Below are 23,326 nucleotides of genomic sequence, written 5' to 3' on the forward strand. Positions count from 1 at the left end.
GTCGACAGCCCTACTTGAACTCGTCCACTGTCAGGCCCAGCTTGCGCACCTTGTCGTGCAGCGTCTGGCGCGCAATGCCCAGCGCCGCGGCGGTGGCCGGCTGGTCGCCGCGCTGGCGCCGGAGCTCCTCGACGATCACGGCGCGCTCGAACGACTCCACCTGCTGCGGCAGCCCGCGGGGCAAGGCGGGCACGCCCTGGGCACCACCGCCGGCGCCGCCGTGCGTCTGCGTCAGGCGCTCGCCGAGCAGGCCCAGCACGAAGCGGTCGGCCACGTTGCGCAGCTCGCGCACGTTGCCGGGCCAGGCGTAGGCCATCAGGTCGGCCAGCTGCGCGTTGCTCAGGAGCGGGGCGGGCCGGTCGTAGCGGCTCGCGGCCTGCAGCGTGAAGTGCTCGAACAGCAGCGGAATATCCTCGCGCCGCTCGCGTAGGGGCGGCAGCTCGATGAAGGCCACGCCGAGGCGGTAGTACAGGTCGGCCCTGAACTTCTGCTGGTCGCTCATGGCCTTCAGGTCGTCCTTGCTCGCGGCCACCACGCGGCAGTCGAAGGGAATGGTCTTGTTGGAGCCGATGCGCTCGATGCTGCGCTCCTGCAGCGCACGCAGCAGCTTGATTTGCACCGCCATCGGCATGCTCTCGATCTCGTCGAGGAACAGCGTGCCGCCGCTGGCGTACTCGAACTTGCCCACGCGCATGCGGCTGGCGCCGGTGAAGGCGCCGGCCTCGTGGCCGAAGAGCTCGCTCTCGGCCAGCGACTCGGGCAGGCCGCCGCAGTTCAGCGGCACGAAATGCTGGCGCCGGCGCGCGCTGTGGTCGTGCAGGCAGCGCGCGACGAGTTCCTTGCCGGTGCCGGTCTCGCCGTACACCAGCACGTCGGCCGATGTCTCGGCCAGCGTCTTCACGGTCTGGCGCACCTGCTGCATCTGCGCCGAACGGCCGATGAGCACCGACTGGATGCCCTGCCAGTTCTCCAGCGCGTCGCGCAGCGCGCGCACCTGCAGGCTGAGCTGCCGGCGCTCGACGGCGTGGCGCACGATGGCCACCAGCCGCTCGGAGCTGAAGGGCTTCTCGATGAAGTCGTAGGCGCCCTCGCGCATGGCCTGCACGGCCATCGCGATGTGGCCGTGGCCGGTGACGAGGATCACCGGCAACTCGGGGTCGACGCCGCGCAGCTCGGGCAGCCACTCGGTGCCGCTCAGGCCCGGCAGGCGCACGTCGCTGATGACGACGGCGGGCACGCCGAACGAGATGTGCGGGCGCGCGCGCTCGGCGCTGGGAAAGGACTCGACTTCGAAACCGGCCAGGGTCAGCACCTGGGTGGTGCTCACGCGGACGTCTTCGTCGTCCTCGATCAGCATCACCCGGATGGCAGGGGCTTCGCTCACTTGGGGATCACTCCTGTTGTGCAATGGAAAGGGCGTCGGGAACCGGCGGGTTGCTGCTGCTGTCGTGCATCACGGCGATGGCCGCCGGCAGGTCGATGACGAAGCAGGCCCCGCCGCCGTCCAGGTTGGCCGCGCGCAGCGTGCCGTCCATGGACCGCACCAATTGTGCCGAGATCACGAGACCCAGTCCCAGCCCCGAGCCGGCAGCCTTGCCGGTGACGAAGGGTTCGAACAGGCGTTGCAGGATGTCGGGGCGGATGCCCGGGCCGGTGTCGGTCACCGACAGCACCACGCGGCCCTCCTTCGGCCGCGCCTGAAGGCGCAGCGTGCGCACCGGCGCGTCCTGCATGGCGTCGATGGCGTTGCGCATCAGGTTGGCGAGCACGCTGCCCAGCGCGGCCTCCTCGGCCATGACGCTCAGCGCGGGCGGCTGCACGTCGACCTCGATGGCGACGCGCTGCTTCCTCGAGGCCTCGGCAACGATCACCTGCGCGTCGGCGATCGCGTGCGACAGCAGCACCGGCGCCAGCGGCAGCTCGCTCTTGTAGGCGAAGGTGCGCAGCTGCGAGGTCAGGCGGGCGAGCCGGTCGACCATGCCGCGGATGCGCTCCAGGTTGCCGCGCACGTCGTCGAGGCGGTTCTTGTCGAGCAGGATGGCGGCGCTTTCCGACAACGTGCGCATCGCCGTGAGCGGCTGGTTGAGCTCGTGCACCACGCCCGCCGACATCTGCCCCAGCGCGGCCATCTTGCCGGCATGCACCAGCTCGCCCTGCGCGGCGCGAAGCTGTGCGGTGCGCGCCGCCACGGTCGATTCGAGCGTGTCGTGCGCGGCCTGCAGCGCGGCCTGGTTGGCCAGCTTCTGGCGCACCGCGCGGCGGCGCTGCCACAGCGCCACGGCCACCAGCAGCAGCACCGTCATCGCGAGGCTGGCCGTGATGGCCGCGTTGCGCGCCGCCACGTGCAGCGGCGCGAGGTTGTCGAGCACCACCAGCTGCCACGGCGCGCCGCGCAGGGTGCGGGCGGAGGCGAGCTGGTCGACGCCGTCGAGCGAGATCACCTGCACGTCGCGGTCCAGCGCTTCCTTCTGCGTCCATTGCAGCGGCTGGAGCGCGGCCTCGCCATAGGGACGCGAGCGCAGCACCTCGGCGCGCTGCAGCGCGTCGAGCGGCAGCAGCGGCCTGAACTTGATGTCGTCGCGCGTGGAAAGGATGACCACGCCGCGCTGGTCGATCAGCGCCACGTCGCCCGGCAGCTTGCGCCACGCGCGCTCGGCCTCTTCCAGGTTGATCTTCACGGCCACCACGCCGCGCGAGGCCTGCCCCCGGCGCAAGGCATACGAAAGGTAGTAGCCCGGCTTCTTGCTGGTGATGCCCACGCCGTAGAAACGGCCCCGGCCCTGCCCCAGCGCGTCGATCACGTAGGGCCGGAACGAGAGGTCCTGGCCCACGGTGGTGCCGGGCTTGTCCCAGTCGGACGCGGCCAGCGAGGTGCCGGAGGCGTCGAGCACGTAGAGCATCTCCGCCCCTGCCGCGGCATTGACGCCGTCGAGATAGCGGTTGACTGAGTCGCGCAGCCGCGTGTCCGCCGGCGTGCCGAGCAGCGCCGGCACGAGGGGCGTCATCTCCAGCAGCGCGGGGAGGTAGTCGAAGCGCGCCAGGTCGGCGTCGAGGCCGGTGGCGAGCATGTCGAGCCGATGGTCGGCGGCTTCGCGCAGACGTGCCAGGCCGGTCTGCATGGCGACCTGATGGCCGGCGAAGGCGGCCACGGCCACCAGGGCCAGCGCCCCGCCCCATCGGGGCAGGCCGCGCCATCCTCTTGTCGCCTGGTCGGAAGTTGAATCGAAACGCCGGGCCGGCTCCCTTGAATTCATGGGCCCGTTATTGCACAAGGCCGGGCCGCCCGCATTAGTGGCAGCCCGATGGCCCCGCGGCGGGGCCGGAGGGAGGATCAGGAAGCCTGCCGCGCGGAGCTGACGGGCATGTGCGTCTCGGTGGCGTCGAGCACGAGTTCGGGCTCGTTGGCCTCGGCCGGGCTTTCCTGGTTCAGGTGCTGGTTCATGCGCACGGTGTCGAGGTCGCCCGTCCACTTGGCGACCACGATGGTGGCCACGCCGTTGCCGATCAGGTTGGTCAGCGCGCGGGCTTCCGACATGAAGCGATCGATGCCCAGGATCAGCGCCAGGCCCGCCACCGGCACATGGCCCACTGCCGACAGCGTGGCCGCCAGCACGATGAAGCCGCTGCCCGTGACGCCGGCCGCGCCCTTCGAGGTGAGCAGCAGCACCGCCAGCAGGGTGAGCTGCTGCGTGAGCGTCATGTCGGTGTTGGTGGCCTGCGCGATGAACACCGCCGCCATCGTCAGGTAGATGGAAGTGCCGTCGAGGTTGAACGAATAGCCGGTCGGAATGACGAGGCCGACCACCGATTTCTTCGCGCCCAGGTTCTCCATCTTGGCCATCATGCGCGGCAGCACCGATTCGCTGGACGAGGTGCCCAGCACGATCAGCAGCTCTTCCTTGATGTACTTGATGAACTTCCAGATGCTGAATCCGTGGAAGCGTGCGATGAGCCCCAGCACCACGAAGATGAACAGCAGGCAGGTGGCGTAGAAGGTGGCCATCAGCTGGCCGAGCTGCAGCAGCGAGCTCACGCCGTACTTGCCGATGGTGAAGGCCATGGCGCCGAAGGCGCCGATGGGCGCGACCTTCATGATGTAGCCCACGATCACGAAGAGCACGTGCGAGCCCTTCTCGATCACGTCGAACACCAGCGTGCCGCGTCCGCCGAAGCGGTGCAGCGCGAAGCCGAACAGCACCGCGATCATCAGCACCTGCAGGATCTCGCCCTTGGCGAAGGCATCGACCACCGTGTTCGGGATGATGTTGAGCAGGAAGTCGGTGGTGCTCTGCATCTTGCCCGGGCCGGTGTAGGCCGCGATGCTCTTGGTGTCGAGCTGGGTCACGTCGACGTTCATGCCCGCGCCGGGCTTGAGCACGTTGACCAGCACGAGGCCCACGATCAGCGCGATGCTGCTGACGATCTCGAAGTACAGCAGCGCCATGCCGCCGGTCTTGCCGACCTTCTTCATGTCCTCCATGCCGGCGATGCCGACCACCACCGTGCAGAAGATGATCGGCGCGATGATCATCTTGATCAGCTTGATGAAGCCGTCGCCCAGCGGCTTCATGGAAGCGCCGGTGTCGGGATAGAAATGCCCCAGCAGCACCCCGAGCACGATGGCCGTGATGACCTGGAAGTACAGGGATTTGTAGAAGGGCTTGGGGGCGGTGGTGTGTTCCACGGGGTGACTCATCGGTTTGTCTCCAGTTCGTGGCCAGGCCCCGAATCGGAGGCGCGCGGCCGGCCGGTGGTTCAGCAATCGACATGCCACGGGCGACGCATGCCCGAGTCGGCCTTAAGTCGTTGATTTCATGAGGTTTTTCATGATCTTGCCGATCCTGCCCCGCCGACGATCCGGATGACGCGGACCGCGTCCGTCCGATCCCCCGGCTCGCCGACACCGGGTAAACCCTAGGCGCCGGGCGGTGTCAGACTCGGCACATGAACGACAACGCCCGGCCGGAGGCGGCCACGGAAGGCGCCTCGAAGCGCATCGCCCTCACCGTGGCCGCTGCCTTCTTCATGGAAACGCTGGACGCCACGGTCATCGTCACCGCGCTGCCGGCCATCGGGGCCGGCTTCGGCATCGGGGCGCTCGACGCCAGCCTGGGCGTCACGGTCTACCTGATCGCGATGGCCGCGCTGGTGCCGGCGGCGGGCTGGTGCGCGGGGCGTTTCGGGGCGCGGCGGGTGTTCGCGCTGGCGGTCGGCACCTTCACCCTGGCATCGCTCGCCTGCGGGCTCGCGCCGAGCTTCGAGGTGTTCGTGGCGGCGCGCGTGCTGCAGGGCGCGGCTGCGGCCTTCATGTCGCCGGTGGGCCGGCTCGTGGTGCTGCGCGAAACGCCGAAGCACCGGCTGATAGAGGCCATAGGCACCATCACCTGGCCGGGGCTCATCGCGCCGGTGATCGGTCCGCCGCTGGGCGGGCTCATCGCCACGCATGCCTCGTGGCGCTGGATCTTTTTGCTGAACGTGCCGCTGGGCCTCGTGGGCCTGTGGCTGGTGATGCGGCTCTTTCCGCGCCGGGCGGACGCGGCGCCGGTGCGCTTCGACGCGACCGGCTTCGTGCTCACCGCCATCGCGCTGGCCGCGCTGGTCGAAGGCCTCACGCGGCTGGGCGGGCCGCAGCCGGGCTCGGCCGTCACGCTCGGTCTGCTGGCGGCAGGTGTCGTGACGGCATTGGCCGCCGTGCGGCATGCGCGACGCGTGGCGACTCCCCTGCTCGACCCGCGCGCGCTGGCCGTGCCGACCTATGCGCTGGCCACCGCCACGGCCGGCTTCGTCTCTCGCATCGCGATCAACGCCTCGCCCTTCCTGCTGCCGCTGATGTTCCAGATCGGCTTCGGCATGAGCGCCTTCCATGCGGGCTCGATGCTGCTGGTGTACATGGCCGGCAACCTCGCGATGAAGAGCGCCACCACGGCGGTGCTGCGGCGCTACGGCTTCCGCAATGTGCTCACGGTGAACGGCGCGATCTGCGCGGCCACTCTCTTCGGCTGCGGGCTGCTGTCGCCCGGCGACCCGCTGCCGTTGATGTGCGTGCTGCTGTTCGTGGCGGGCATGGCGCGCTCGATGAACTTCACCGCCATCAGCACGCTGGCTTTCGCCGACGTGCCCGACGAGACGCGCGCCGGCGCGAGCACGCTAGGCACGATGCTGCAGCAGGTGTCGCTCGCGCTCGGCGTGGCGCTGGGCGCGATGGTGCTCGGCGCGTCGCAGGCATTGCGCGGCGCGCCGGCCGTGGAGCTCGCGGACTTCCGGCATGCCTGGTACGTGGTCGGCCTGCTGATGGCCATTGCGACGCTGATGACGCTGCGGCTCGACCGCCAGGCGGGCATGGCGGTGTCGCGGAGGTCGTGAGAACATCCTCCGCTGCTTTCCCTGACGGAGATTTGCTTCATGCCACTTCACATCGGCATCGTCGGCTGTTCGGCCGAAGGCGCTGCGCTCTGCTATCGCACGCTGTGCGTCGAAGGCGCCGGCTACATGGGCCAGGCTCATGCGCACCCCGAGGTCTCGATGCACACGCATTCGCTCGCGGCGTACGTGGATTGCCTCGATGACAACGACATCGACGGCGTCGCGCAGCTGATGCTGTCGTCGGCGCGCAAGCTCGCCGCGGCGGGCGCCGACTTCCTGATCTGCCCCGACAACACCATCCACCAGGCGATGCATCTGGTTCTTCCGCAATCGCCGCTGCCGTGGCTGCACATCGCCGAGGTGGTCGCGGCCGAAGCCGTATCGCGCGGCTTTCGCAGCGTGGGCGTGCTGGGCACGCACTGGCTGGTGAACAGCGAGGTCTATCCGCAGGCGCTGTCGGCGGCAGGACTGGAGGCCGTGCGGCCGGACGCCGAAGAGCGCGCCACCATGGGCCGCATCATCATGGACGAGCTGGTGCGCGGCGTGATCAGGCCCGAATCGACCGACATGCTGCGGCGAATGATCGACGGCCTGAAGTCGCGCGGCTGCGATGCCGTGGTGCTGGGATGTACCGAGCTGCCGCTGGTGCTGAACGACGGCAATTCGGCGCTGCCGACGCTGGACTCGACGCGCCTGCTCGCGCGCGCGGCGCTGCGACGCGCGACGGCGGCGGGCTGAGCCTTCATCGGCATCGAACTTCCACGAGAACCAAGGAGACATTCATGCCCGACATCGCCACGATGCAGAAACTGCTGGACACGATCTTCCCCGGCCTCATGGGCGTGCGGCTGACCGAGCTCGCACCCGAGCGCGTGGTCGCGCAGATGGAGGTGCGGCCCGATCTGTGCACCGCCGGCGGCATCCTCCATGGCGGCGCCTACATGGCATTCGCAGACACGCTCGGCGCCGTCGGCACCATCGTCAACCTGCCCGAGGGCAAGCGCACGACGACGACCGACTCGAGCACCAAGTTCATCGCGGGCGCGCGCGTCGGCACGACGGTCACCGGCACCAGCGTGGCGCTGCATCGCGGACGCACGACACAGGTTTGGCAAACCACCATCACCAATGCGGACGGCAAGCTGTGTGCGGTGGTCACGCAGACGCAGCTGGTGCTCGACTGAGGGGGCCTGGCGGCACCGCCGTCAGGCCAGGTTGAAGGGAAGCTGGCGCAAGGGCTTGCCCGTCAATCGCGCAATGGCGTTGGCGAACGCGGGGGCCAGCGGCGGTAGGCCGGGTTCGCCCATGCCGGTGGGCGCATCGGCGCTGGGCACGATGTGGACGTCGAACTCCGGCACGTTGGTGATGCGCGCCACGGTGAAGTCACCGAAGTTGCCCTGCTGCACGACGCCGTCCTTCAACGTGATGGCGCCCCCCGACAGGCACATCGACAGCCCCATCACTGCCGCGCCCTGCACCTGCGCCTCCACGCTGCGCGGGTTGACGGCCAGGTTGCAGTGCACGCCGCCGGTGACGCGATGCAGCACCGGCTGGCCGTCCTTGACCGAGGCTTCCACCACGTAGGCCACCACGGATTCGAATGACTCGTGCACGGCGACGCCCCAGGCGCGGCCGTCCGGCAGCTGCTTCTTGCCGTAGCCGCTCTTGTCCACGGCCAGTTGCAGCGCGGCGCGATGGCGCGGGTGCTTGTCGCCGAAGAGCTGCATCCGGTAGGCCACCGGATCCTGCTTCGTGCTGCGGGCGATCTCGTCGATCAAGGTCTCCATGACGAAGGCCGTGTGGGTGGAACCCACGCTGCGCCACCACAGCACGGGCACGTTGACCTGGGGGTGATGCACCGCCAGTCGCATCGGCACCGGGTACGGATCGCGCATGCCCTCGGTGGCCGTGGCGTCGATGCCGTCCTTCACCTGGAATTGCCCGAACACCGTGCCCGTGGTGATGGACTGGCCCACGATGACGTGGTCCCAGGCCAGTACCTTGCCGCGCTCGTCGAAGCCGATGCGCGCGCGGTGCAGGTGCATGGGGCGGTAGTAGCCGCCCTTGATGTCGTCCTCGCGGCTCCACAGCAGGCGCACCGGCGCGCTCAGGCCGGCGGCGCGCGCGGCCTTGGCGATCTCGCAGGCCTCGACCACGAAGTCGCTCGTGCCCACGAAACGCCGGCCGAAGCCGCCGCCCGCCATCTGCACGTGCACGATCACCTGCTCGGGCTCGAGGCCCAGCGCACGCGCGGCGGCAGCGGCGTCAAGCCCGGCGCACTGGGTGCCGACCCACAGCTCGGCGCGCCCGTTCGACAGCTTGACGGTGCAGTTCTCCGGCTCCATGGGTGCATGGGCCAGATAGGGGAAGATGAACTCGGCCTCCAGTTGCCGGGGCGCGGTGGCCAGCGGTGTCATGTCGGCGTCGAACTTGCGCGGGCCGGGGCGACCCGCCAGTTCGCGGTACTGGGCCAGCTGCTTTTCGGTGTCGACCTTCTCGACCGCGGCCGTGTCCCACTGCAGCTTCAGTGCGTCGCGGCCCAGCTTGGCCGGCCAGTAGCCGTCGGCCACCACGGCCACGCCTTCGGCGCCGCGGTCCAGCGGCACGCGCAGCACGGCCTTCACGCCCTTGACGGCGCGCGCCGCGCTGTCGTCCACCGAGGCCAGGCGGGCGCCGAACACCGGCGGATGCGCCACCACCGCCGTGAGTTGGCCCGGGTGCCGCACGTCGATGCCGAAGTCCTGCCGGCCGCTGCTCTTGGCGCGCGCATCCAGGCGCGTGGTGGGCCGGCCGATGAGGCGGAAGTCCTTGGGATTCTTCAGCGCGACCTTCTCGGGCACCGGCAGCGCCATCGCGGCTTCGGCCAGTTCGCCATAGCCCAGCCTGCGCCCGCCCGGGCCCAGCACCGTGCCGGCCTGCGTGCGCAGCGTGGCCGCGTCGACCTTCCAGCGCGCGGCCGCCGCCGACAGCAGCATGGCCCGGGCGCGCGCGCCCAGCTCGCGGTACTGCGTGAAGCTGTTCTTGATCGAGTTGGAGCCGCCGGTCAGGTGGATGCCGAAGAGCGGGTCGACATAAGCCGCGTCGCTCGAACCATTGCGGCTGCGCACCAGGGCCCAGTCGGCATCGAGCTCCTCGGCCAGGATCATCGGCAAGCCGGTCTGCACGCCCTGGCCGAATTCCAGCCGGTTGATGGTGACGGTGACTTCGCCGTTGCGTGCGATCTGCACGAAGGCCGATGGCTGTTGCGTCGGTTTGAGGGCGCCAGTCGCCGCCTGCGCCGCGCCGTCTGCCTGCGCCATCGCCAGGTGCGGAAAGGCGCCGAGAGCGAAGCCGCCGGCCCCGGCCATCTTCAGGAAGCTGCGGCGAGGCAGCGTGGCGGTTTCGCCGGTGGTTTCGCCGGTCAGGCCCCGGGCCATCAGGCGCTGCATGGCGCGCGGCAGTTCGCGGTAATCGATGTCGGCGAAGTTTGCGATGTTGGGCAGCATGGCGGCTCCTTCAGGCGAGGGTCTTGGCCGCATCGGCCACGGCAGCGCGAATGCGGGCGTAGGTGCCGCAGCGGCAGATGTTGCCGACCATGGCCGAATCGATCTCGTCCGCGCTGGGCTGCTTGCCCCGGGGCAGCGACTTGAGAAACGCCGTCGCGCTCATGATCTGGCCGCTCTGGCAGTAGCCGCACTGCGCCACGTCGTGCCTGACCCATGCGGCGTGCACGGCGGCACCGACGCGGTCGCTGCCGTCGGTCGTTGCCTCGATGGTGGTGATCTTCTTGCCCTCGGCCGCGGAGATCGGCGTGATGCACGAGCGGATGGCCTGGTCGTCCAGATGCACGGTGCAAGCGCCGCACAGCGCGGCGCCGCAGCCGAACTTGGTGCCGGTCATGCCCAGCGTGTCGCGCAGGGCCCAGAGGATGGGGGTGCCGGGGTCGGCGTCGACCGTGTGTTCCCGGCCGTTGACGTGGAGCGCGCTCATGTTCGGTTCTCCGTGGATGGATGGTTGGATCGGATTCACTTGGCGCCGTCGAGCACCCATTGCGCAAGCGACTGCAGGTCGCCATCGGGGATCTGGGCCTGCGGCGGCATCGGCATCGCGCCCCACTTGCCCGAGCTGCCGGCCTTGATGCTTGCTGCCAGCTGTGCGGCCGTGCCCTTGCCGTCGCCGTACTTCGCGCCGATGTCCTTCCACGATGGGCCCACCACCTTGGTCGCGGGCTGGTGGCATGCGACGCACGCGTACTTCTGCGCGAGCGCCTGGCTGGCGACGGCGCTTGCCGGCCACGCGATGCTCACGCCGATGCCGAGCGCTGCGACGAGGGAGGCGGCAAGGGGGTGCCGTACGGATGCGATGCCGTGTTGCTGTTTTCTGTCGTGGGTCATTTCTGTTTCATCCTGTCGATCGGGTTGCCTGATTCGATGGCCCGCGGTCGCGACTACGCGTCCTCATGGGCGAGCGACGTGGACAGGCCGAGGTGCGCGTCAGCCTGTGCAAGCAGCGCTTTGGCCTTGGCCTCGAAGGCCTGCACGGCATCGGCGCCTGCGGCGAATCGGGCCGGGGGCTCTTCGAGTCCGGCAAGCCGCACGATGGCGTCGGCGAGCCTGGCGGGGTCGCCGCCCTGCTTGCCGCTCATGCCGCTCCAGGCGGCAACGGTCTCCCTCGTGCGCTCGGCGTAGTCGTCGATGCTCGGCTCGGCGAAAGTGGTGGAGCCGGCGGTGAGCAGTTCGGTGCGAAAGAAGCCCGGCTCCACCAGCATGGTGCGGATGCCGAACGGGGCGATCTCGGGGGCCAGCGACTCGATCCATCCTTCGACGCCGAACTTCGCCGCGGCATACGCGGTGCAGAACATGCCACCGGCAATCCCGGCGGTCGAGGAGATGGTGAGCAGCAGCCCCGAGCGCTGCCTGCGCATCGCCGGCAGCACGGCGCGCGCGACGTTCATCGGGCCGAACAGCAGCGTCTCGATCTGGCTGCGGACCTGCTGCGGGCTCAGTTCCTCGAAGAAGCCTGCGTAGAAGTTGCCCGCGTTGTTGACCAGCACGTCGATGCGCCCGAACCTCGCGACGGCGGCCTCCACCGCTGCCTGGGCGTCCTCGGGACGGGTGACGTCGAGCTTGATGCTCAACAGGTTGGCGTGATCGCCGATGGCCTCGGCGACCTTCGCCGGATCGCGGCCGGTGGCCACCACGGCGTGGCCTGCGGCCAGGGCCGCCCTGGCAATGTCGGTGCCCAGGCCCCGGCCGGCGCCGGTGATGAGCCAGATTTTCCTGTCGGTCATGGGGATGTTCCTTTCGGTGACTGCCAGTGTCTGCCCGAGGCCCACCGACCCGTTTGCCGAAAGCACGCGTGTTCTTGCCTGAAACGACGGAACTGCGGCAGAAACGCGGATCGGGCGAAATGCGCGAGCTAGACTTTGTTCGGGCACCCGCGAAAGGATTCAAATGGAAGCGCCACCGCTGACGCAGCAAGACGGATCGGCAGTCCTGAGCGACCTGGCCAAGGCGGTCGGGCGCTTTGCAGAAAATGACGGCGACTGCATCACCGCCATTCCGGAACTCACGCTGCACCGGCGCAGCGCCGCGACCGAACCCGTGCATTGCATCTATGGCTTCGGCGTGGGAATCACCGTCAGCGGAAAGAAGCGGGTTGCGCTCGGCGAAGAGGTTTTCGACTATTCCGCGGGCCAGTCGCTGCTGACCACGCTCGATCTTCCGGTGGTCACCCATGTCACGCAGGCCAGCAGCGCGAAGCCCTTTCTGGGCCTGATGCTCAGGCTCGACTCGCGCGCCATCGTGCAGGCGGCGGCCGAGATGGCGCTGCCCCAGCCGTCAAGGGACTGCAGCTATAGAGCCATGTCGCTCGGCGATCTCGACCCGACGCTGCTGGGCACGGTGACGCGGCTCGTCGAACTGCTCGCCGAGCCCAGGCTGATTCCCCAGATCGCTCCGCTGCTCCAGCAGGAAATCGTCGTTCGCCTGCTCGCCGGACGCCATGGCCCGCAGTTGCAGCGCCTGGTCGCCGTCGGCACCCCAAGCCAGCAGGTGGCACAGAGCATGGCCTGGCTCAAGATGAATTTCACGCGGCCCGTGCTCGCAGACGACCTGGCCGCCTCGGTGCACATGAGTCCGTCGACGTTCCGGCAGCACTTCCGTGCCGTGGCGGGCATGAGCCCCATGCAGTACCTGAAGCAGCTGCGCCTGCAGGAGGCCCGGCAGCTGATGCTCAACCAGGGCATCGATGCCGGCACCGCGGGGATACGCGTGGGCTACGAGAGCGCTTCGCAGTTCAGCCGGGAATACGCCCGCCTGTTCGGTGCACCGCCGCTGCGCGACATCAAGCGGATGCGGGAAGCGGCCTGAGAGCACCGAGGCCTACGCAGCGCCCCATCCACCGCCGATGGCCTTGTACAGGTTGACCATGTTCACCGCGGCCTTGAGCTGCAGCTCGATCAGCTGCTGCTGCTCGGCATAGAGCTCGCGCTGCGCGTCCTGGCTGGAGAAGTAGTCCTCCATGCCGCTGCGAAAGCGCGTACGCGAAATGCTCGCCACCTTCTCCAGCGCCTGCACGCGTGCCTGCTGCGCCTCGAGCTGCGGCGTCAGGTGGTCGTCGGCGATCAGCGCGTTTGCGGTTTCGCGAAGAGCCACTTGCGCCGCGGATTCGTATGAAGCCATCGCCGCGGCCAGCCGCTCTTCGCTGGCCGTGACGTTGGCGGACCGGCGGCCCCAGTCGAACAGGGGCAGCGACACGCCCAGCACGCCCGCCCAGCTGCTATTGCTGCCGCTGAGCAGTGTCGACAGTTCCCTGCTCACGCCGCCGGTGAGCGCGGTCAGCGAGATGGTCGGCAGCATGGCCGCCTTGGCCGCGCCGACTCCCGAGTTGGCGGCTTCGACGCGCGCATAGGCCGCCAGCAGGTCGGGCCGGCGCTGCAGCAGACTCGACGGCATGCCGGGCGCGACCTGCGCGGTGGAGCGCTGCGGCCAGGGCCGTGCGGCGCCCGTGTCCGGCGGCACGGATTCGCCCACCAGCACGTTCAGCCCCTGCAGGTCCTGCGCGACGCGCATGCGGTATTCCTCCTGCCGCACGCGGGCGTTCTGCAGCAGCGACTGCGCGCGGTACACATCCAGCTGCGCGGCGCCGCCGACCGCCTTGGCGCGGCCGATCATGTCGGCATTGGCGGCCAGCCCGGCCGCGTTGGAATCGGCCAGGCTCAGTAGGGCGCGGTCCGCGCGCAGCGTGAGATAGGCATTCGACACCTCGCCCACCAGGTTCATGCGCGCTGCCGCGTAGTCCCTGTCGCCGGCATCGGCCAGCGAGCCACCCTGCTGCGCGCCGCTCTGCTGGCGGCCGAAGAAATCGAGCTCGTAGGAGGTCACGCCGGCCTGGACGTCAAAGCTGTTGGAAACGCTTCCGTCCGACGGCAGGTTGCCCACCGGGCTGAGCGAGCCCTGCGGCGTGGTCTGCGCGCGCTGGGCGTGGGCCGACAGCCCCAGCGGCGGGAACAGCGATGCGCGGCTCGCGGCATACACGGCCCGCGCCTCGCGCGCCTTCGCCGCGTAGACGCGCAGGTCGCGGTTGCGGGACAGCGCGGTGGAAATCAGGCCGCGCAGTTCGTCGTCCTGCACGAAGCCGCGCCAGTCCACCGGCTCCGCGGCCGGCCTGGCCGCACCGGCCGGCCATTGCGACGGCATCGTCAGATCGGGCTGCTTCATCGGCGGCGTGAGATTGCACCCGCTCACCACCAGCAGGACGCACGCAGCCAGCACCAGCAATATCAGCCGCAGACTGAGGCGCACGAAGCCTGCGTCGGGCGAGCGGAAGCCCGCGCTCGCGAACAGGGCCGAAGCGGCCCGCCACGGCCGGACCTGGACGGCGACATGGCTAGGCACCACGTTGAACACATGGCTTACCAGATGCTCGCGCTGCGCCTCGGTGCCAGCGAACCGCAGCTCGGCGCCGGCGGAGCTGCGCCCCGCGAGAAGGGCTGGGAGCCAGCCCACGGGATCGACGTAGACCTCCAGCGGCTGGCCGACGCGCAGGCGCTTGAAGAGGCTGCCGCCCTCGAGCAGCGCACCATCGGCCGCGATGTTGACGAAGCGCGAGTCGCCCTCTCCCGCTGCGGTCCGGACCCGGGTGCGGGCGCGCCACGGGAAGCGCTCCTCCTGCTCCGGCCGCGGCAGGTCGACGCAGGCCATGAGCGCCCCCAGGCACAGCACCAGCGCGATGCCGGTCCACACGAGGTTGAGTTCGTCGCCGGGCGTCAGCGCCGCGCCGCCCAGGGCCGCCGATGCTCCGCCGCCCTGCAGCGCCACGAACAGGCCGCCGAAGACGGCGACCAGCTTCCAGTGCACGACCGTCCTGGAGCGGTCGAGCCCCTTCGCCGTCACCTTGAACGGGTGGCCGAAGGGCCGCAGCATCGCGCTGACCAGCGTGCCGGTGACGGCCATCGCGGCCACCAGCTGGCTGACCTCGCTGAACACGGGCAGGCAGCGGCGCTGGCTGATCCAGTAGCTGTAGGCCCAGAACATCATGAGCGGCGGCAGGCCGTAGGCGGCAAAGGCCTGCGGCGTGGCGTGGAAGGCCGAAACGCCGGCATACCAGTACAGCACCGGCGCCAGCATGATCAGCGCCATGAAGGGCTTGCCCAGCCAATGCAGCAGCCCGTGCAGGAAGTGCAGCCGCGCCGAGAGGCTGTAGCCCGCGCCGCGCAGCGGCCCGTCGGGCAGCAGCGCGAGCTGCACCGTGCCCAGGCACCAGCGGCTGCGCTGGTTGATGTAGTCGACGATGCTCTCGGCCGACAGCCCGTTCGACAGCCGCTCGCCCAGCCAGCGCGTGACGTGGCCGCGCCGCAGCAGCAGATAGGTGGTGTGGATGTCCTCGCACACGCTGCCGACAGGGAAGCCGCCCGCGGCGGTGATCAGGTCTCGCCGCACGATGAACGAGGTGCCCACGCAGAAGGCGGAATCGGCCGCGTCCTTCGCCGGCTGCAGCACGTCGAAGAACACGCGCTGCTCGTCGACCCAGCTGTCGGTGGCGCGCAGGTTGTGCTGGATGGGGTCGGCGTTGTAATAGAACTGCGGCGTCTGCACCAGCCCGACGCGACGGTCCTCGAACAGCCCGAGCATGCGATAGACGATCTCGCGCTGCGGCGCGAAGTCCGCGTCGAGCACGAGGATGAAGGGCGCGTTCGTCACGTCGGCCGACAGGCGCAGCCCGTTGTTGAGGTTGCCGGCCTTCGCGTGGCTGTTGTCGGGCCGCCGCGCGTAGTGCACGCCCCTGCGTTCGCAGTAGTCGCGCAGCCAGTCGCGCCGGGTGTCGTCGAGCACCCAGACCTTCAGTTGCGGATAGTCGATGGCCTGGGCGGCGATGATGGTCTTCTCCAGCACCGCCAGCTCTTCGTTGTACGTGCAGATGAACACGTCCACCGCCGGCACCTGCTCGCCGCGGGCACGCAGCGCGGCTTCGCCCCGGTCGGCCTGCGGCCGGTTGTCGCGGCGTCTCACCAGCATGTGGATGGACATCAGCGTGTAGACGATGGCCGTCAGCTCGAAGCAGAGGAACACCCAGGCAAAGAGCGTTCCGAAGCCGAGGTCCGATGGCGGCATGGTGGCGACCACGCGCCAGACCGCATAGCGCAGCAGGAGCAGCGCGGTCAGCGCGCCGAACAGCATGCGATGCGAGATGCGTTCGACGCTGGCCCGGCTCATCAGGAGCAGCGCGATCCCCGCGATCAGTGCGTTGAACTGGAATTCCGGTGTGGCGATCAGGCTGGACATGATGGAGTGGCTTCCGATGCGGCGGTCTTGCCGGTGAAGGGGTTGAAACCCGTGGCGGCCAGGGCAATCCAGGCAGTCGCGCCAAGGTGCGGCCAGTGGTAGTAATAGAAGTCCGCGCCGGCCGAGTCGGGGCCGATGGCCAGGCCGGTGGAAATGCGGGAAGCCGGCGTCGCGTAGTACAGCCCGTTGCCGGCGCGCTGCGATGCGAGCAGCTGCCACAGGGCCTCGGGCGCCGAACCCTTGCGCGCCACCAGCGTGGCGGCGGCTTGTGCGCTGCCCTCGGTCCAGATGCCGTCGGGGTTGCGCGAGAAGCCGTAGCCGGCTTCGAAGCGATGGTGCTTCTCCACCCATTCGAGCCCCCTGGTCCAGGCACACGAGCCCTCGGGCGCGGCCAGCAGCGGCCACAGTTGCGCATCCAGGCCGGAGCTCTCGGTGGAGAGGGTCGCGCCGTCTTCCTTGGTGCCGATGTAGAAGCGCTGCTCCTGGGGGCTCCACATGCGGCTCACGAAATCGAGCGCGGTGCGTGCCTGCCGATGCTCCGGTGCGTCCCGCTGGCCGCCGGCGCGCGCCGCCCAGGCGGCCGCCATTGCGATGTCGATGTTGTGCTCGGTGGATTTCCAGGTCTGCGCGCGCTGTGCGTTGTCCCAACCGTAGCGCCCGCCGTTGTAGCCGTCCTGGCCGTTCCTGGCGCGCGTGTTCTGCTCGGTCCAGGCCAGCAGCTTGCGCGCGGTCTCCAGATAGGCCGAGGCCGAGGCCGATGACGGCTCGGCCTGGAACAGGTTCAGCATGAGCAGCGCGGCCCAGGCCACGTTGCCGGTGGCGGTGCTGACCTGGTAGGCGTCGGCAATCCATTGCTTTCGCTGCGCGTCCCAGCGACCGGGCAGCGCGGGCTTTTCCTCGGCCACCGGTCCGGCGCGGTAGGCGTTGCGCACGCGCCCGTCGGAAAAGCCCTGGTCATGCGCGACGGCGCGCACCACGGCATCGCCGATGCGCCTTGCTGCGGCACGCTCGCCGCAGGCCAGCAGCGCGATGCCGGCCACGGCGTTGTCGTAGGTGAAGCCGGCGCCCGCCAGCGCGGGCTCGAACGGCGGCTCGCCGCGTCCGGCATCGGCCGGCCTGTAGCTCGCCAGGAACAGCGGCCCGGAAGCGACGCCCGCCTGGTCGTGCGAGACCGCGCGACGCAGCCCCTCGCAGCTCTCGCGCGCGAGCGCCTGCTGCGTGGCGCCGGCCTGCGGCGCCGCAGTTGCAGCCGCGGCGCAGGCCAGCGCCGCAGATACGGCAGCGCATCGCACCCGCGCGCGGGAGAAGACAGAGATCGCAGAGATCGGCATTGCGTGCTCTCGGGGGAATGGAGATGAGCGAAGGGATCGCACTCAGGTCCTGAGGCTGGCCGAGACCACCTTGCCCGGCACGCAGAGAGTCTGCTGGCGGGCCGGGGACTGTTGCGACTGGCCGTCGTCGATGCGCGCCACGGCGTAGATGGAGCCCTGCTCGGCATAGGGGAAGGGCACGCTGTACGTGCTCTGCAGCGCGTCGGAGGCCACGGGCAGCAGCTGCTCGACGCGCGCGGGCATCGCGGCCGTGTTCTCGCCGATCTTCACGTCGAGCACCGAGCCGATGCTCAGGCGCTTGGCCAGCCGCGCGGGAAACACCGCGACGACGCCGATCCGGCTGCAATCGGTGACGCGCACCAGCGAAGCGCCCGCCGTGACATACGCGCCCTCGGGCATCAGCACGGTATGCACCAGCCCCGGCTGCGTCGCCGTGACCTGGTAGGCGGCGAGCTTCTCGACGCGGTGGCGCTCGTCTTCCTCGAGCTGCGTGATCTGCTTGAGCTGCTTGACGATGGCGGAGCCGTCCTGCTGGGCCCGGTCGATGCTGTTGCGAAGCGCTTCGCGCCGGCTCGTGAGCGTCTGGAACAGGTTGTTGCCCCCGGTGCCCACGAAGGCGCCCTGCCCCGCGCTCACCACGGTCTGCGCCTGTCCGGCGAAGGCCTGCTCGGCCACCGCCGCGTTGGCGCGGGCGGTGCTCAGCTGAGCCTCGGCCGCGTTCATCACCTGCTCGCTGATGGCACCTTCCTTCAGCAGCGCCTCGCTGGTGCGAACCTTGTTCTCTTGTTCGGCCACGACGCTGTGCGCGACGTCGCGCTGGCGCTGGGCTATTTCCCACGAGTCCCAGGTCTGGGCCAGCGAGGCCTGCCGGTGCACCTGCGCCTGCTGGCCCACGGACCTCATCTCCTGGCTGTCGGCCTTGAACTGGTTGCCCAGCTGCGACAGCTGGCTCTGCAACGCAAGGCGCTGCGTCGTGAGCGTGGTGAGGATCTCCTGGCTCACCGTCGGATTGCGCACCGTCGCCACCAGCGAGCCCGGCGCCACCGTGTCGCGCGAGTGCACCGCCATCTGCGTCACCACGCCGCTGATCGGCGAGGTGATGAGCCCCACCGGCGCCTGCAGCACCGCCCGTGTCGCCTGGGCCGACAGCAGCGGCGCGACGAGGGTCGAGATCATGAGCCACAGCACGAACGCCAGCAGCGCATAGCCCGCGAGCTTCGGAACGAAGGCGCCCCGCTGCCGGCTTCGGCCGCGCGTGGCCCGAACGCGGCAACCCGGATCGGACGAAGATGAAATTGGTCTGGACAGTCGCATAGCCACCCCTTGAAAACGTCGATGGCGCGCCGGTGCGGTGCGCCCTCAGGTGTTGAAAGAAAGAGACCCGATCCCAGTCCTCCACCGGTCCACGGATTTGCAGCGCGCCTTGTTTTTCATGCTGCAACGCAATAAAGGTACGTCCTAAGCTGAGTCCTTTCTGCTTCGGTGAGCAACAAGATGTGCAAACTTCCCATCTAATTTGTGAGCGCGAACCGGCATGAAGTCCTACATCGGTTCCGAGGCGGGAGGGATTGACAGCACGGGAGCGCGCAGGCAAGCCGGGGCATCGCGCGATCCCCGTTTGTCAGGGAGCTCGCGGGCCCGGTGTTTCAGGAGTGCGATGGATGTCGTTCTTCGGCGCGCGACGTCGAAGGCCGCTCGAGCGGCTGCGCGGTCAACACGCGGTAACGATATAGCCGCGAACGGTCATGGCAACGACAACACAGCGGCCGGCGTGCGCCGGCCATTCACCGAAGTGGTGCCGCGCGCGCGATCGCAGCCGCTGCGGCAATGCATCGGCTGAATGCTGGCGGGGTTGTCATGAAAGGAAGAAAGAAGCGCTGCCGTCCATCGGCAGGCACTTCGCCGGGCGAGCGTGCCCGGCGAAGGAATTGCGCGGTGTTGCGCAAGGGTCGCCACGGTCCGGCAACGCCTCGGCGCCTTCGCACCGATCGACGTTGCCTGCGTGCCCGCGTCGCTCAGTCGCGATCTTCGTAGTAGCGGCGGTGCTGCTCGCGCTCCCATTGCCGGCGGCGCCATTCACGGCGCTCCGCGCGACGCTCTTCCCAGCGCTGGGCACGGCGCTCCTCCCAGCTGGGCTCGTAGTAGACAGGCGCCGGAGTGGAATACACAGGGGCGGGCTGGTAATAGGTCGGAGCCGGCCGCGAGTAGACAGGAGCCGGTTCGTAGTAGACCGGTGCGGGCTCGGTCACGACCACGCCGGGCACGTTGATGCCGACGGACCAGCTTGTGCCGGCATTGGCGGATGCCGCGACGGACAAGGCACCGGCGGCAATGAAACCTGCGGCAACCAGCTTGAGCATGGATCGGGAAAAAGTCATTTCTTTCATCTCCTGGAGGACGGAAAACAGCCTCTGATGCACCACCAACGCCCGGGCCTGCGGAGCGGCGCACATCGCTACGGTGAAGAACGTTCCCAAATGTCACGCGTTCGCTGCGACCGATGGCGAAGGGCCGATGTCTATACTTGCGCCCGTCACGTCGAAACAAGGCGTGATCGGGTTTAGCAGCCCGAAGCAACCTCTGCGACGCAAGCCGCAGTTTTCCGCAGGATCTGCGGCTTTGTCGTTCATGCCTCCAGTTTTGGCGGCTCGGATGGGAGGGCTCGCGCCCTGCCGGTTTCTCGCAAGAGGTTGCCCGGTCTGCTAACCCGTCCGAGCTGCCGCCTCGTTTAGCAGCGAGCGCGACGGTTTTTGCAAATCGCAACCTCTGGAGGCCATTCATGGCTAGATCCGCTCGCGCATTCACGTACGCGCCCTCGCATCCCCATTCCGCCGAAGAACCCGCCGCGCCGCCGGGTGCAACTTCGGCATCACCACCTCTTCAACAAAGCCCCGAATCATTCGCACTGCAAGCAGGCGATGACATCGCGAGCATTCGCAACGTGCACGGCGCGTACACGTGCCTCGAGAAGCTCGTCGTTCCGTTGCAGGTTGATGATTGCGAAGAGGTCTATCCGACGCGCTCCGAACTCGGCGTGCTGATCCGCCTGGTCAACGAGGAACTGCATCGGCGCCTCGAGGCTGCGGAGAGCACGATCGATTCCCTGCGCCGTGCTCTGCGTGAACAAGTTCCGCAATGAGACGGTCCCGGGTCATTGGCCGTCGTCTTGCGGCGATGGCCCGGCTTCGGCGTGCTCCTCCACCGCCGTTTCATGATCGATCTGTCTGCCGGCGCCGGAAGTCCAGCTCCTGAAGAATCTGCGCCGTGCCGCGCACCAGCCGGGTCGCCGGACGCGCTGTCGGCGTCGCGAGCACCAGTTCGTTCCAGATGCCGGGCGGCCCGATGGCCGCGCGCGGCAATGCTTCGCCGCCGGGTGCGCCCAGGGCGCTCTCCGGAAGAATCGTGCAGCCGACCCCGGTTCCGACGAGTGCGAGCACGGTGTGGACCGCGCCGACCTCCGCGAGCACCTGCAGCGCGATGTGGCGCGGGCCGAGGACGGCGTCGAGCAGGTGCCGGATCGCGTTCGGCGCGCTGGGCAGCACCATCGGATAGTTCGCAAGCGCCGCCAAGCCGACGCGCGCCGGCAGCTTGCTCCCGGGTGGCGCCACGAGCAGCAGCTTCTCGCGCATCAGGGACTGGAAGCTCAGCTGGGGTGAGGCCGCGGGGTCGAACAGCAGCGCCAGATCGAGTCGCCCCGCAATCAAGGATTCGCGCAGCGCGGCGCTCAGGCCTTCGAGGACCGTGATGACGGCGCGCGGAAACCTCTCGCGAAACTGCCGGATCAGCGGCGCGCTCAGGCCCAGCGCCACGCGAGGCGGCATGCCGACGACGATGCGGCCACCGGGGCTCTCGTCGAGCTCCTGCAGCTCGTCGCGGGCACGACGCGAGATGTCGAGCATCGCGCGCGCGTGAACGAGCAGGGCTTCGCCCGCGTCCGTCGTGGCCACGCCGCGGCCGGTTCTCACCAGCAGGCGCTGGCCGAGGTCGGCCTCCAGCAGGGCGATCTGCCTGCTCAGGCTGGGCTGCGCCAGATTGAGCACCACTGCGCCACGGCTGAAGCTCCCCGCATCGACCACGGTGACGAAATACAGCAGCTGGCGCAACTCCATAGAGATTCAGCATAGCTGATATAGGCAGCATGTCCTTACGCATGCCGCCCTTCACGGGAAAACTGCCTCCATGACTTTCCCCCTCCCCCCGGGTTCCTGCAACGCCCACTGCCATGTGTTCGGGCCCGGCGCGCGCTTCCCCTACGCCCCGGACGCCGCCTTCATTCCCGCGACGGATGCGCCGAAGGAAGCCCTGTACGCATTGAACGACCACCTCGGCCTGCAGCGCTGCGTGGTCGTGCAGTCGACCTGCCACGGCTTCGACAACCGGGCCGCCGAGGACGCCGTGGCGTCGCGCCCATCGAGCTACCGCGCGATCGCCCTGCTGCCGACCGACGTCGGCGATGCGGAACTGCGGCGGCTCGACACCGCGGGCTTTCGCGGCGTCCGCTTCAACTTCATGGGCCACCTCGGCCGGCACGCGGACATGGAGGATGTCCTGGCGTTGGCGGGCCGTTTCGCACCGCTGGGTTGGCACCTGCAGATCCACGGCGACCCGGCGCTGCTGACGAACCTGGCGCCCGCGCTGCTTCGCTCGCCCACGCCGGTGGTGATCGACCACATCGGGCGCATCGATGCGGCGCTGGGCCTCGACCAGCCGGACTTCCGCGCGCTGCTGAAGCTGATGGCCGACGAGCGCTTCTGGGTCAAGGTGAGCGGCATGGACCGCATCACGCGGCAGGGCCCGCCTTATGCCGACGCGCAGCCCTTCGCGCGCAAGCTGGTCGCCGAGTTCGGCGACCGCATCGTGTGGGGCAACGACTGGCCGCACCCGAACCACGCGGGGCCCATGCCCGACGAGCGGCAGCTGGTCGACCTCATCGCCGGCGTCGCTCCCACCGAAGCCGCGCGCCATGCGCTGCTGGTCGGCAACCCCGAGCGCCTTTACCGATTTGGAGACGAGCTGTGAGCCTTCGCTTCGAGAACAAGGTGGCCATCGTGACCGGTGCCGGGTGCATAGGCGCCGGCTGGGGCAATGGCCGTGCCATCGCGGTGCGCCTCGCGGAGGAAGGCGCGAGGGTCCTCGCCGTCGACCGCGACCGCGCCCGGCTCGACGAGACGCTCGAGCTGGCAGGCGCCACCCGCGCGTCGATCACGCCGTGGGTCTGCGACGTCACCAGCAGCGACAGCGTGGCGGCCATGGTCGCCGCCTGCCTGGACATCCACGGAACGATCGACATCCTCGTCAACAACGTCGGGGGGTCCGCCGCCGGCGGGCCGGTGGAGCTGGCCGAGGAGACATGGGACCTGCAGGTCGACACCAACCTCAAGAGCGTGTTCCTGACCTGCAAGCACGCGCTCCCCACGATGCTGGAGAAGGGCGCGGGCTCGATCGTCAACATCTCCTCGACATCGGGCCTGCGCTGGACCGGCAGCGCGCAGGTGGCGTACGCCGCGACCAAGGCCGGCGTCATCCAGATGTCGCGCGTGATCGCGGTCCAGCACGCGGCCCGAGGGGTGCGGGTCAACAGCGTCGTGCCCGGGCAGCTGCACACGCCGATGGTCGAGGCGCGACTGGCCGGGCAACGCGCGGGCGGCAACGTCGACGCGCTCCTGGCCCAGCGCCAGAAGCGCATTCCGCTCGGGTTCATGGGCGACGGCCGGGACACGGCGAGCGCGGTGCTGTTCCTCGCGAGCGACGAGGCCCGGTTCATCACCGGCACCGAGCTGATCGTCGACGGCGGCATGACCGCGCGCTGCGACTGAGTGAGAGCCAGGCCGGACTACCCGATTGAAGACCATAGAAAGAAGACGGAGA

General features: G+C 69.2%; 19 protein-coding genes. 7 read left to right on the forward strand and 12 right to left on the reverse strand.

All coding sequences use genetic code 11. From position 1 onward, the window contains the following. Positions 1-10: 10 nt before the first annotated feature. The 3 genes from ABL840_RS05160 to ABL840_RS05170 form a co-directional block, all read right to left on the reverse strand. The gene (locus tag ABL840_RS05160; RefSeq protein WP_093299278.1) at positions 11-1,384 is read right to left on the reverse strand and encodes a sigma-54-dependent transcriptional regulator; all 1,374 of its coding nucleotides are present in this window, start codon (positions 1,382-1,384) and stop codon (positions 11-13) included. A gap of 7 nt (positions 1,385-1,391) precedes the next feature. Beyond that, complete coding sequence (locus ABL840_RS05165; RefSeq protein ID WP_093299280.1) at positions 1,392-3,254, reverse strand: sensor histidine kinase; 1,863 nt, start codon at positions 3,252-3,254, stop codon at positions 1,392-1,394. A gap of 77 nt (positions 3,255-3,331) precedes the next feature. After that, a complete protein-coding gene (locus ABL840_RS05170) occupies positions 3,332-4,696 on the reverse strand; it encodes a dicarboxylate/amino acid:cation symporter (protein ID WP_093207030.1) in 1,365 nt (454 codons plus the stop codon). A gap of 248 nt (positions 4,697-4,944) precedes the next feature. On the opposite strand from ABL840_RS05170, the gene ABL840_RS05175 reads away from it, so the two are divergent. Genes ABL840_RS05175 through ABL840_RS05185 form a run of 3 tightly spaced genes read left to right on the forward strand, consistent with a single transcriptional unit; the run spans position 4,945 to position 7,547 of the window. Beyond that, positions 4,945-6,363 (forward strand): MFS transporter, encoded by a 1,419-nt coding sequence (locus tag ABL840_RS05175; RefSeq protein ID WP_093299283.1) that lies wholly within the window; start codon positions 4,945-4,947, stop codon positions 6,361-6,363. 39 nt (positions 6,364-6,402) lie between these two features. Next, positions 6,403-7,101, forward strand: a complete 699-nt coding sequence (locus ABL840_RS05180) for an aspartate/glutamate racemase family protein (RefSeq protein ID WP_093299285.1) — start codon at positions 6,403-6,405, stop codon at positions 7,099-7,101. 44 nt (positions 7,102-7,145) lie between these two features. Then, positions 7,146-7,547: a PaaI family thioesterase gene (locus ABL840_RS05185; RefSeq protein ID WP_093299288.1), complete on the forward strand. Its 402-nt coding sequence runs from the start codon at positions 7,146-7,148 to the stop codon at positions 7,545-7,547. A gap of 21 nt (positions 7,548-7,568) precedes the next feature. Here ABL840_RS05185 and ABL840_RS05190 read toward each other — a convergent pair whose 3' ends face one another. Genes ABL840_RS05190 through ABL840_RS05205 form a run of 4 tightly spaced genes read right to left on the reverse strand, consistent with a single transcriptional unit; the run spans position 7,569 to position 11,632 of the window. After that, positions 7,569-9,848, reverse strand: a complete 2,280-nt coding sequence (locus ABL840_RS05190; RefSeq protein WP_093299292.1) for a xanthine dehydrogenase family protein molybdopterin-binding subunit — start codon at positions 9,846-9,848, stop codon at positions 7,569-7,571. A gap of 10 nt (positions 9,849-9,858) precedes the next feature. Next, complete coding sequence (locus tag ABL840_RS05195; protein ID WP_093207042.1) at positions 9,859-10,332, reverse strand: (2Fe-2S)-binding protein; 474 nt, start codon at positions 10,330-10,332, stop codon at positions 9,859-9,861. Positions 10,333-10,367: 35 nt separating this feature from the next. Continuing rightward, positions 10,368-10,736, reverse strand: coding sequence for a c-type cytochrome (locus ABL840_RS05200; RefSeq protein WP_093299294.1), 369 nt, complete (start codon positions 10,734-10,736; stop codon positions 10,368-10,370). A 53-nt stretch (positions 10,737-10,789) separates the two neighbouring features. After that, complete coding sequence (locus ABL840_RS05205; protein ID WP_093299297.1) at positions 10,790-11,632, reverse strand: SDR family oxidoreductase; 843 nt, start codon at positions 11,630-11,632, stop codon at positions 10,790-10,792. Positions 11,633-11,795: 163 nt separating this feature from the next. On the opposite strand from ABL840_RS05205, the gene ABL840_RS05210 reads away from it, so the two are divergent. Then, a complete protein-coding gene (locus tag ABL840_RS05210) occupies positions 11,796-12,713 on the forward strand; it encodes an AraC family transcriptional regulator (RefSeq protein WP_093299300.1) in 918 nt (305 codons plus the stop codon). Positions 12,714-12,725: 12 nt separating this feature from the next. Here the strand turns inward: ABL840_RS05210 and ABL840_RS05215 are convergent, their stop codons facing one another. The 4 genes from ABL840_RS05215 to ABL840_RS05230 all read right to left on the reverse strand — a co-directional run bounded on the left by ABL840_RS05215 (position 12,726) and on the right by ABL840_RS05230 (position 19,836). After that, positions 12,726-16,127 (reverse strand): efflux transporter outer membrane subunit, encoded by a 3,402-nt coding sequence (locus ABL840_RS05215; protein ID WP_093299302.1) that lies wholly within the window; start codon positions 16,125-16,127, stop codon positions 12,726-12,728. Next, complete coding sequence (locus tag ABL840_RS05220; RefSeq protein ID WP_093207055.1) at positions 16,115-17,458, reverse strand: hypothetical protein; 1,344 nt, start codon at positions 17,456-17,458, stop codon at positions 16,115-16,117. Before ABL840_RS05220 ends, ABL840_RS05215 begins: the two co-directional genes overlap by 13 nt. A 42-nt stretch (positions 17,459-17,500) precedes the next feature. After that, on the reverse strand, positions 17,501-18,772 hold the full coding sequence (locus ABL840_RS05225; RefSeq protein WP_093207057.1) for an HlyD family efflux transporter periplasmic adaptor subunit: 1,272 nt from the start codon (positions 18,770-18,772) through the stop codon (positions 17,501-17,503). 701 nt (positions 18,773-19,473) lie between these two features. Further along, positions 19,474-19,836 carry a hypothetical protein gene (locus ABL840_RS05230; protein ID WP_093299913.1) on the reverse strand — a complete coding sequence of 121 codons (363 nt, stop codon included), beginning with the start codon at positions 19,834-19,836 and terminating at the stop codon, positions 19,474-19,476. A gap of 401 nt (positions 19,837-20,237) precedes the next feature. Between ABL840_RS05230 and ABL840_RS05235 the strand changes: the two genes are divergently transcribed. Further along, positions 20,238-20,597, forward strand: coding sequence for a hypothetical protein (locus ABL840_RS05235; RefSeq protein WP_418116205.1), 360 nt, complete (start codon positions 20,238-20,240; stop codon positions 20,595-20,597). Between the two features lie 70 nt (positions 20,598-20,667). Here the strand turns inward: ABL840_RS05235 and ABL840_RS05240 are convergent, their stop codons facing one another. Next, positions 20,668-21,567: a LysR substrate-binding domain-containing protein gene (locus ABL840_RS05240; RefSeq protein WP_093207062.1), complete on the reverse strand. Its 900-nt coding sequence runs from the start codon at positions 21,565-21,567 to the stop codon at positions 20,668-20,670. A gap of 70 nt (positions 21,568-21,637) precedes the next feature. Between ABL840_RS05240 and ABL840_RS05245 the strand changes: the two genes are divergently transcribed. Beyond that, the gene (locus ABL840_RS05245) at positions 21,638-22,477 is read left to right on the forward strand and encodes an amidohydrolase family protein (protein ID WP_093207065.1); all 840 of its coding nucleotides are present in this window, start codon (positions 21,638-21,640) and stop codon (positions 22,475-22,477) included. Continuing rightward, positions 22,474-23,274, forward strand: coding sequence for an SDR family NAD(P)-dependent oxidoreductase (locus tag ABL840_RS05250; RefSeq protein WP_093207067.1), 801 nt, complete (start codon positions 22,474-22,476; stop codon positions 23,272-23,274). Before ABL840_RS05245 ends, ABL840_RS05250 begins: the two co-directional genes overlap by 4 nt. Positions 23,275-23,326 lie beyond the last annotated feature (52 nt).

Source organism: Variovorax sp. NFACC27, assembly GCF_048301545.1.
Lineage (GTDB): Bacteria > Pseudomonadota > Gammaproteobacteria > Burkholderiales > Burkholderiaceae_C > Variovorax > Variovorax gossypii.

Coding starts and splice junctions, on each gene's coding strand:
- ABL840_RS05210 (WP_093299300.1), top strand. CDS start 11,796: ATGGAAGCGCCACCGCTGACGCAGCAAGACGGATCGGCAGTCCTGAGC.
- ABL840_RS05215 (WP_093299302.1), bottom strand. CDS start 16,127: ATGTCCAGCCTGATCGCCACACCGGAATTCCAGTTCAACGCACTGATC.
- ABL840_RS05225 (WP_093207057.1), bottom strand. CDS start 18,772: ATGCGACTGTCCAGACCAATTTCATCTTCGTCCGATCCGGGTTGCCGC.
- ABL840_RS05245 (WP_093207065.1), top strand. CDS start 21,638: ATGACTTTCCCCCTCCCCCCGGGTTCCTGCAACGCCCACTGCCATGTG.
- ABL840_RS05240 (WP_093207062.1), bottom strand. CDS start 21,567: ATGGAGTTGCGCCAGCTGCTGTATTTCGTCACCGTGGTCGATGCGGGG.
- ABL840_RS05165 (WP_093299280.1), bottom strand. CDS start 3,254: ATGAATTCAAGGGAGCCGGCCCGGCGTTTCGATTCAACTTCCGACCAG.
- ABL840_RS05190 (WP_093299292.1), bottom strand. CDS start 9,848: ATGCTGCCCAACATCGCAAACTTCGCCGACATCGATTACCGCGAACTG.
- ABL840_RS05205 (WP_093299297.1), bottom strand. CDS start 11,632: ATGACCGACAGGAAAATCTGGCTCATCACCGGCGCCGGCCGGGGCCTG.
- ABL840_RS05170 (WP_093207030.1), bottom strand. CDS start 4,696: ATGAGTCACCCCGTGGAACACACCACCGCCCCCAAGCCCTTCTACAAA.
- ABL840_RS05185 (WP_093299288.1), top strand. CDS start 7,146: ATGCCCGACATCGCCACGATGCAGAAACTGCTGGACACGATCTTCCCC.
- ABL840_RS05175 (WP_093299283.1), top strand. CDS start 4,945: ATGAACGACAACGCCCGGCCGGAGGCGGCCACGGAAGGCGCCTCGAAG.
- ABL840_RS05220 (WP_093207055.1), bottom strand. CDS start 17,458: ATGCCGATCTCTGCGATCTCTGTCTTCTCCCGCGCGCGGGTGCGATGC.
- ABL840_RS05235 (WP_418116205.1), top strand. CDS start 20,238: ATGGCTAGATCCGCTCGCGCATTCACGTACGCGCCCTCGCATCCCCAT.
- ABL840_RS05180 (WP_093299285.1), top strand. CDS start 6,403: ATGCCACTTCACATCGGCATCGTCGGCTGTTCGGCCGAAGGCGCTGCG.
- ABL840_RS05200 (WP_093299294.1), bottom strand. CDS start 10,736: ATGACCCACGACAGAAAACAGCAACACGGCATCGCATCCGTACGGCAC.
- ABL840_RS05195 (WP_093207042.1), bottom strand. CDS start 10,332: ATGAGCGCGCTCCACGTCAACGGCCGGGAACACACGGTCGACGCCGAC.
- ABL840_RS05230 (WP_093299913.1), bottom strand. CDS start 19,836: ATGACTTTTTCCCGATCCATGCTCAAGCTGGTTGCCGCAGGTTTCATT.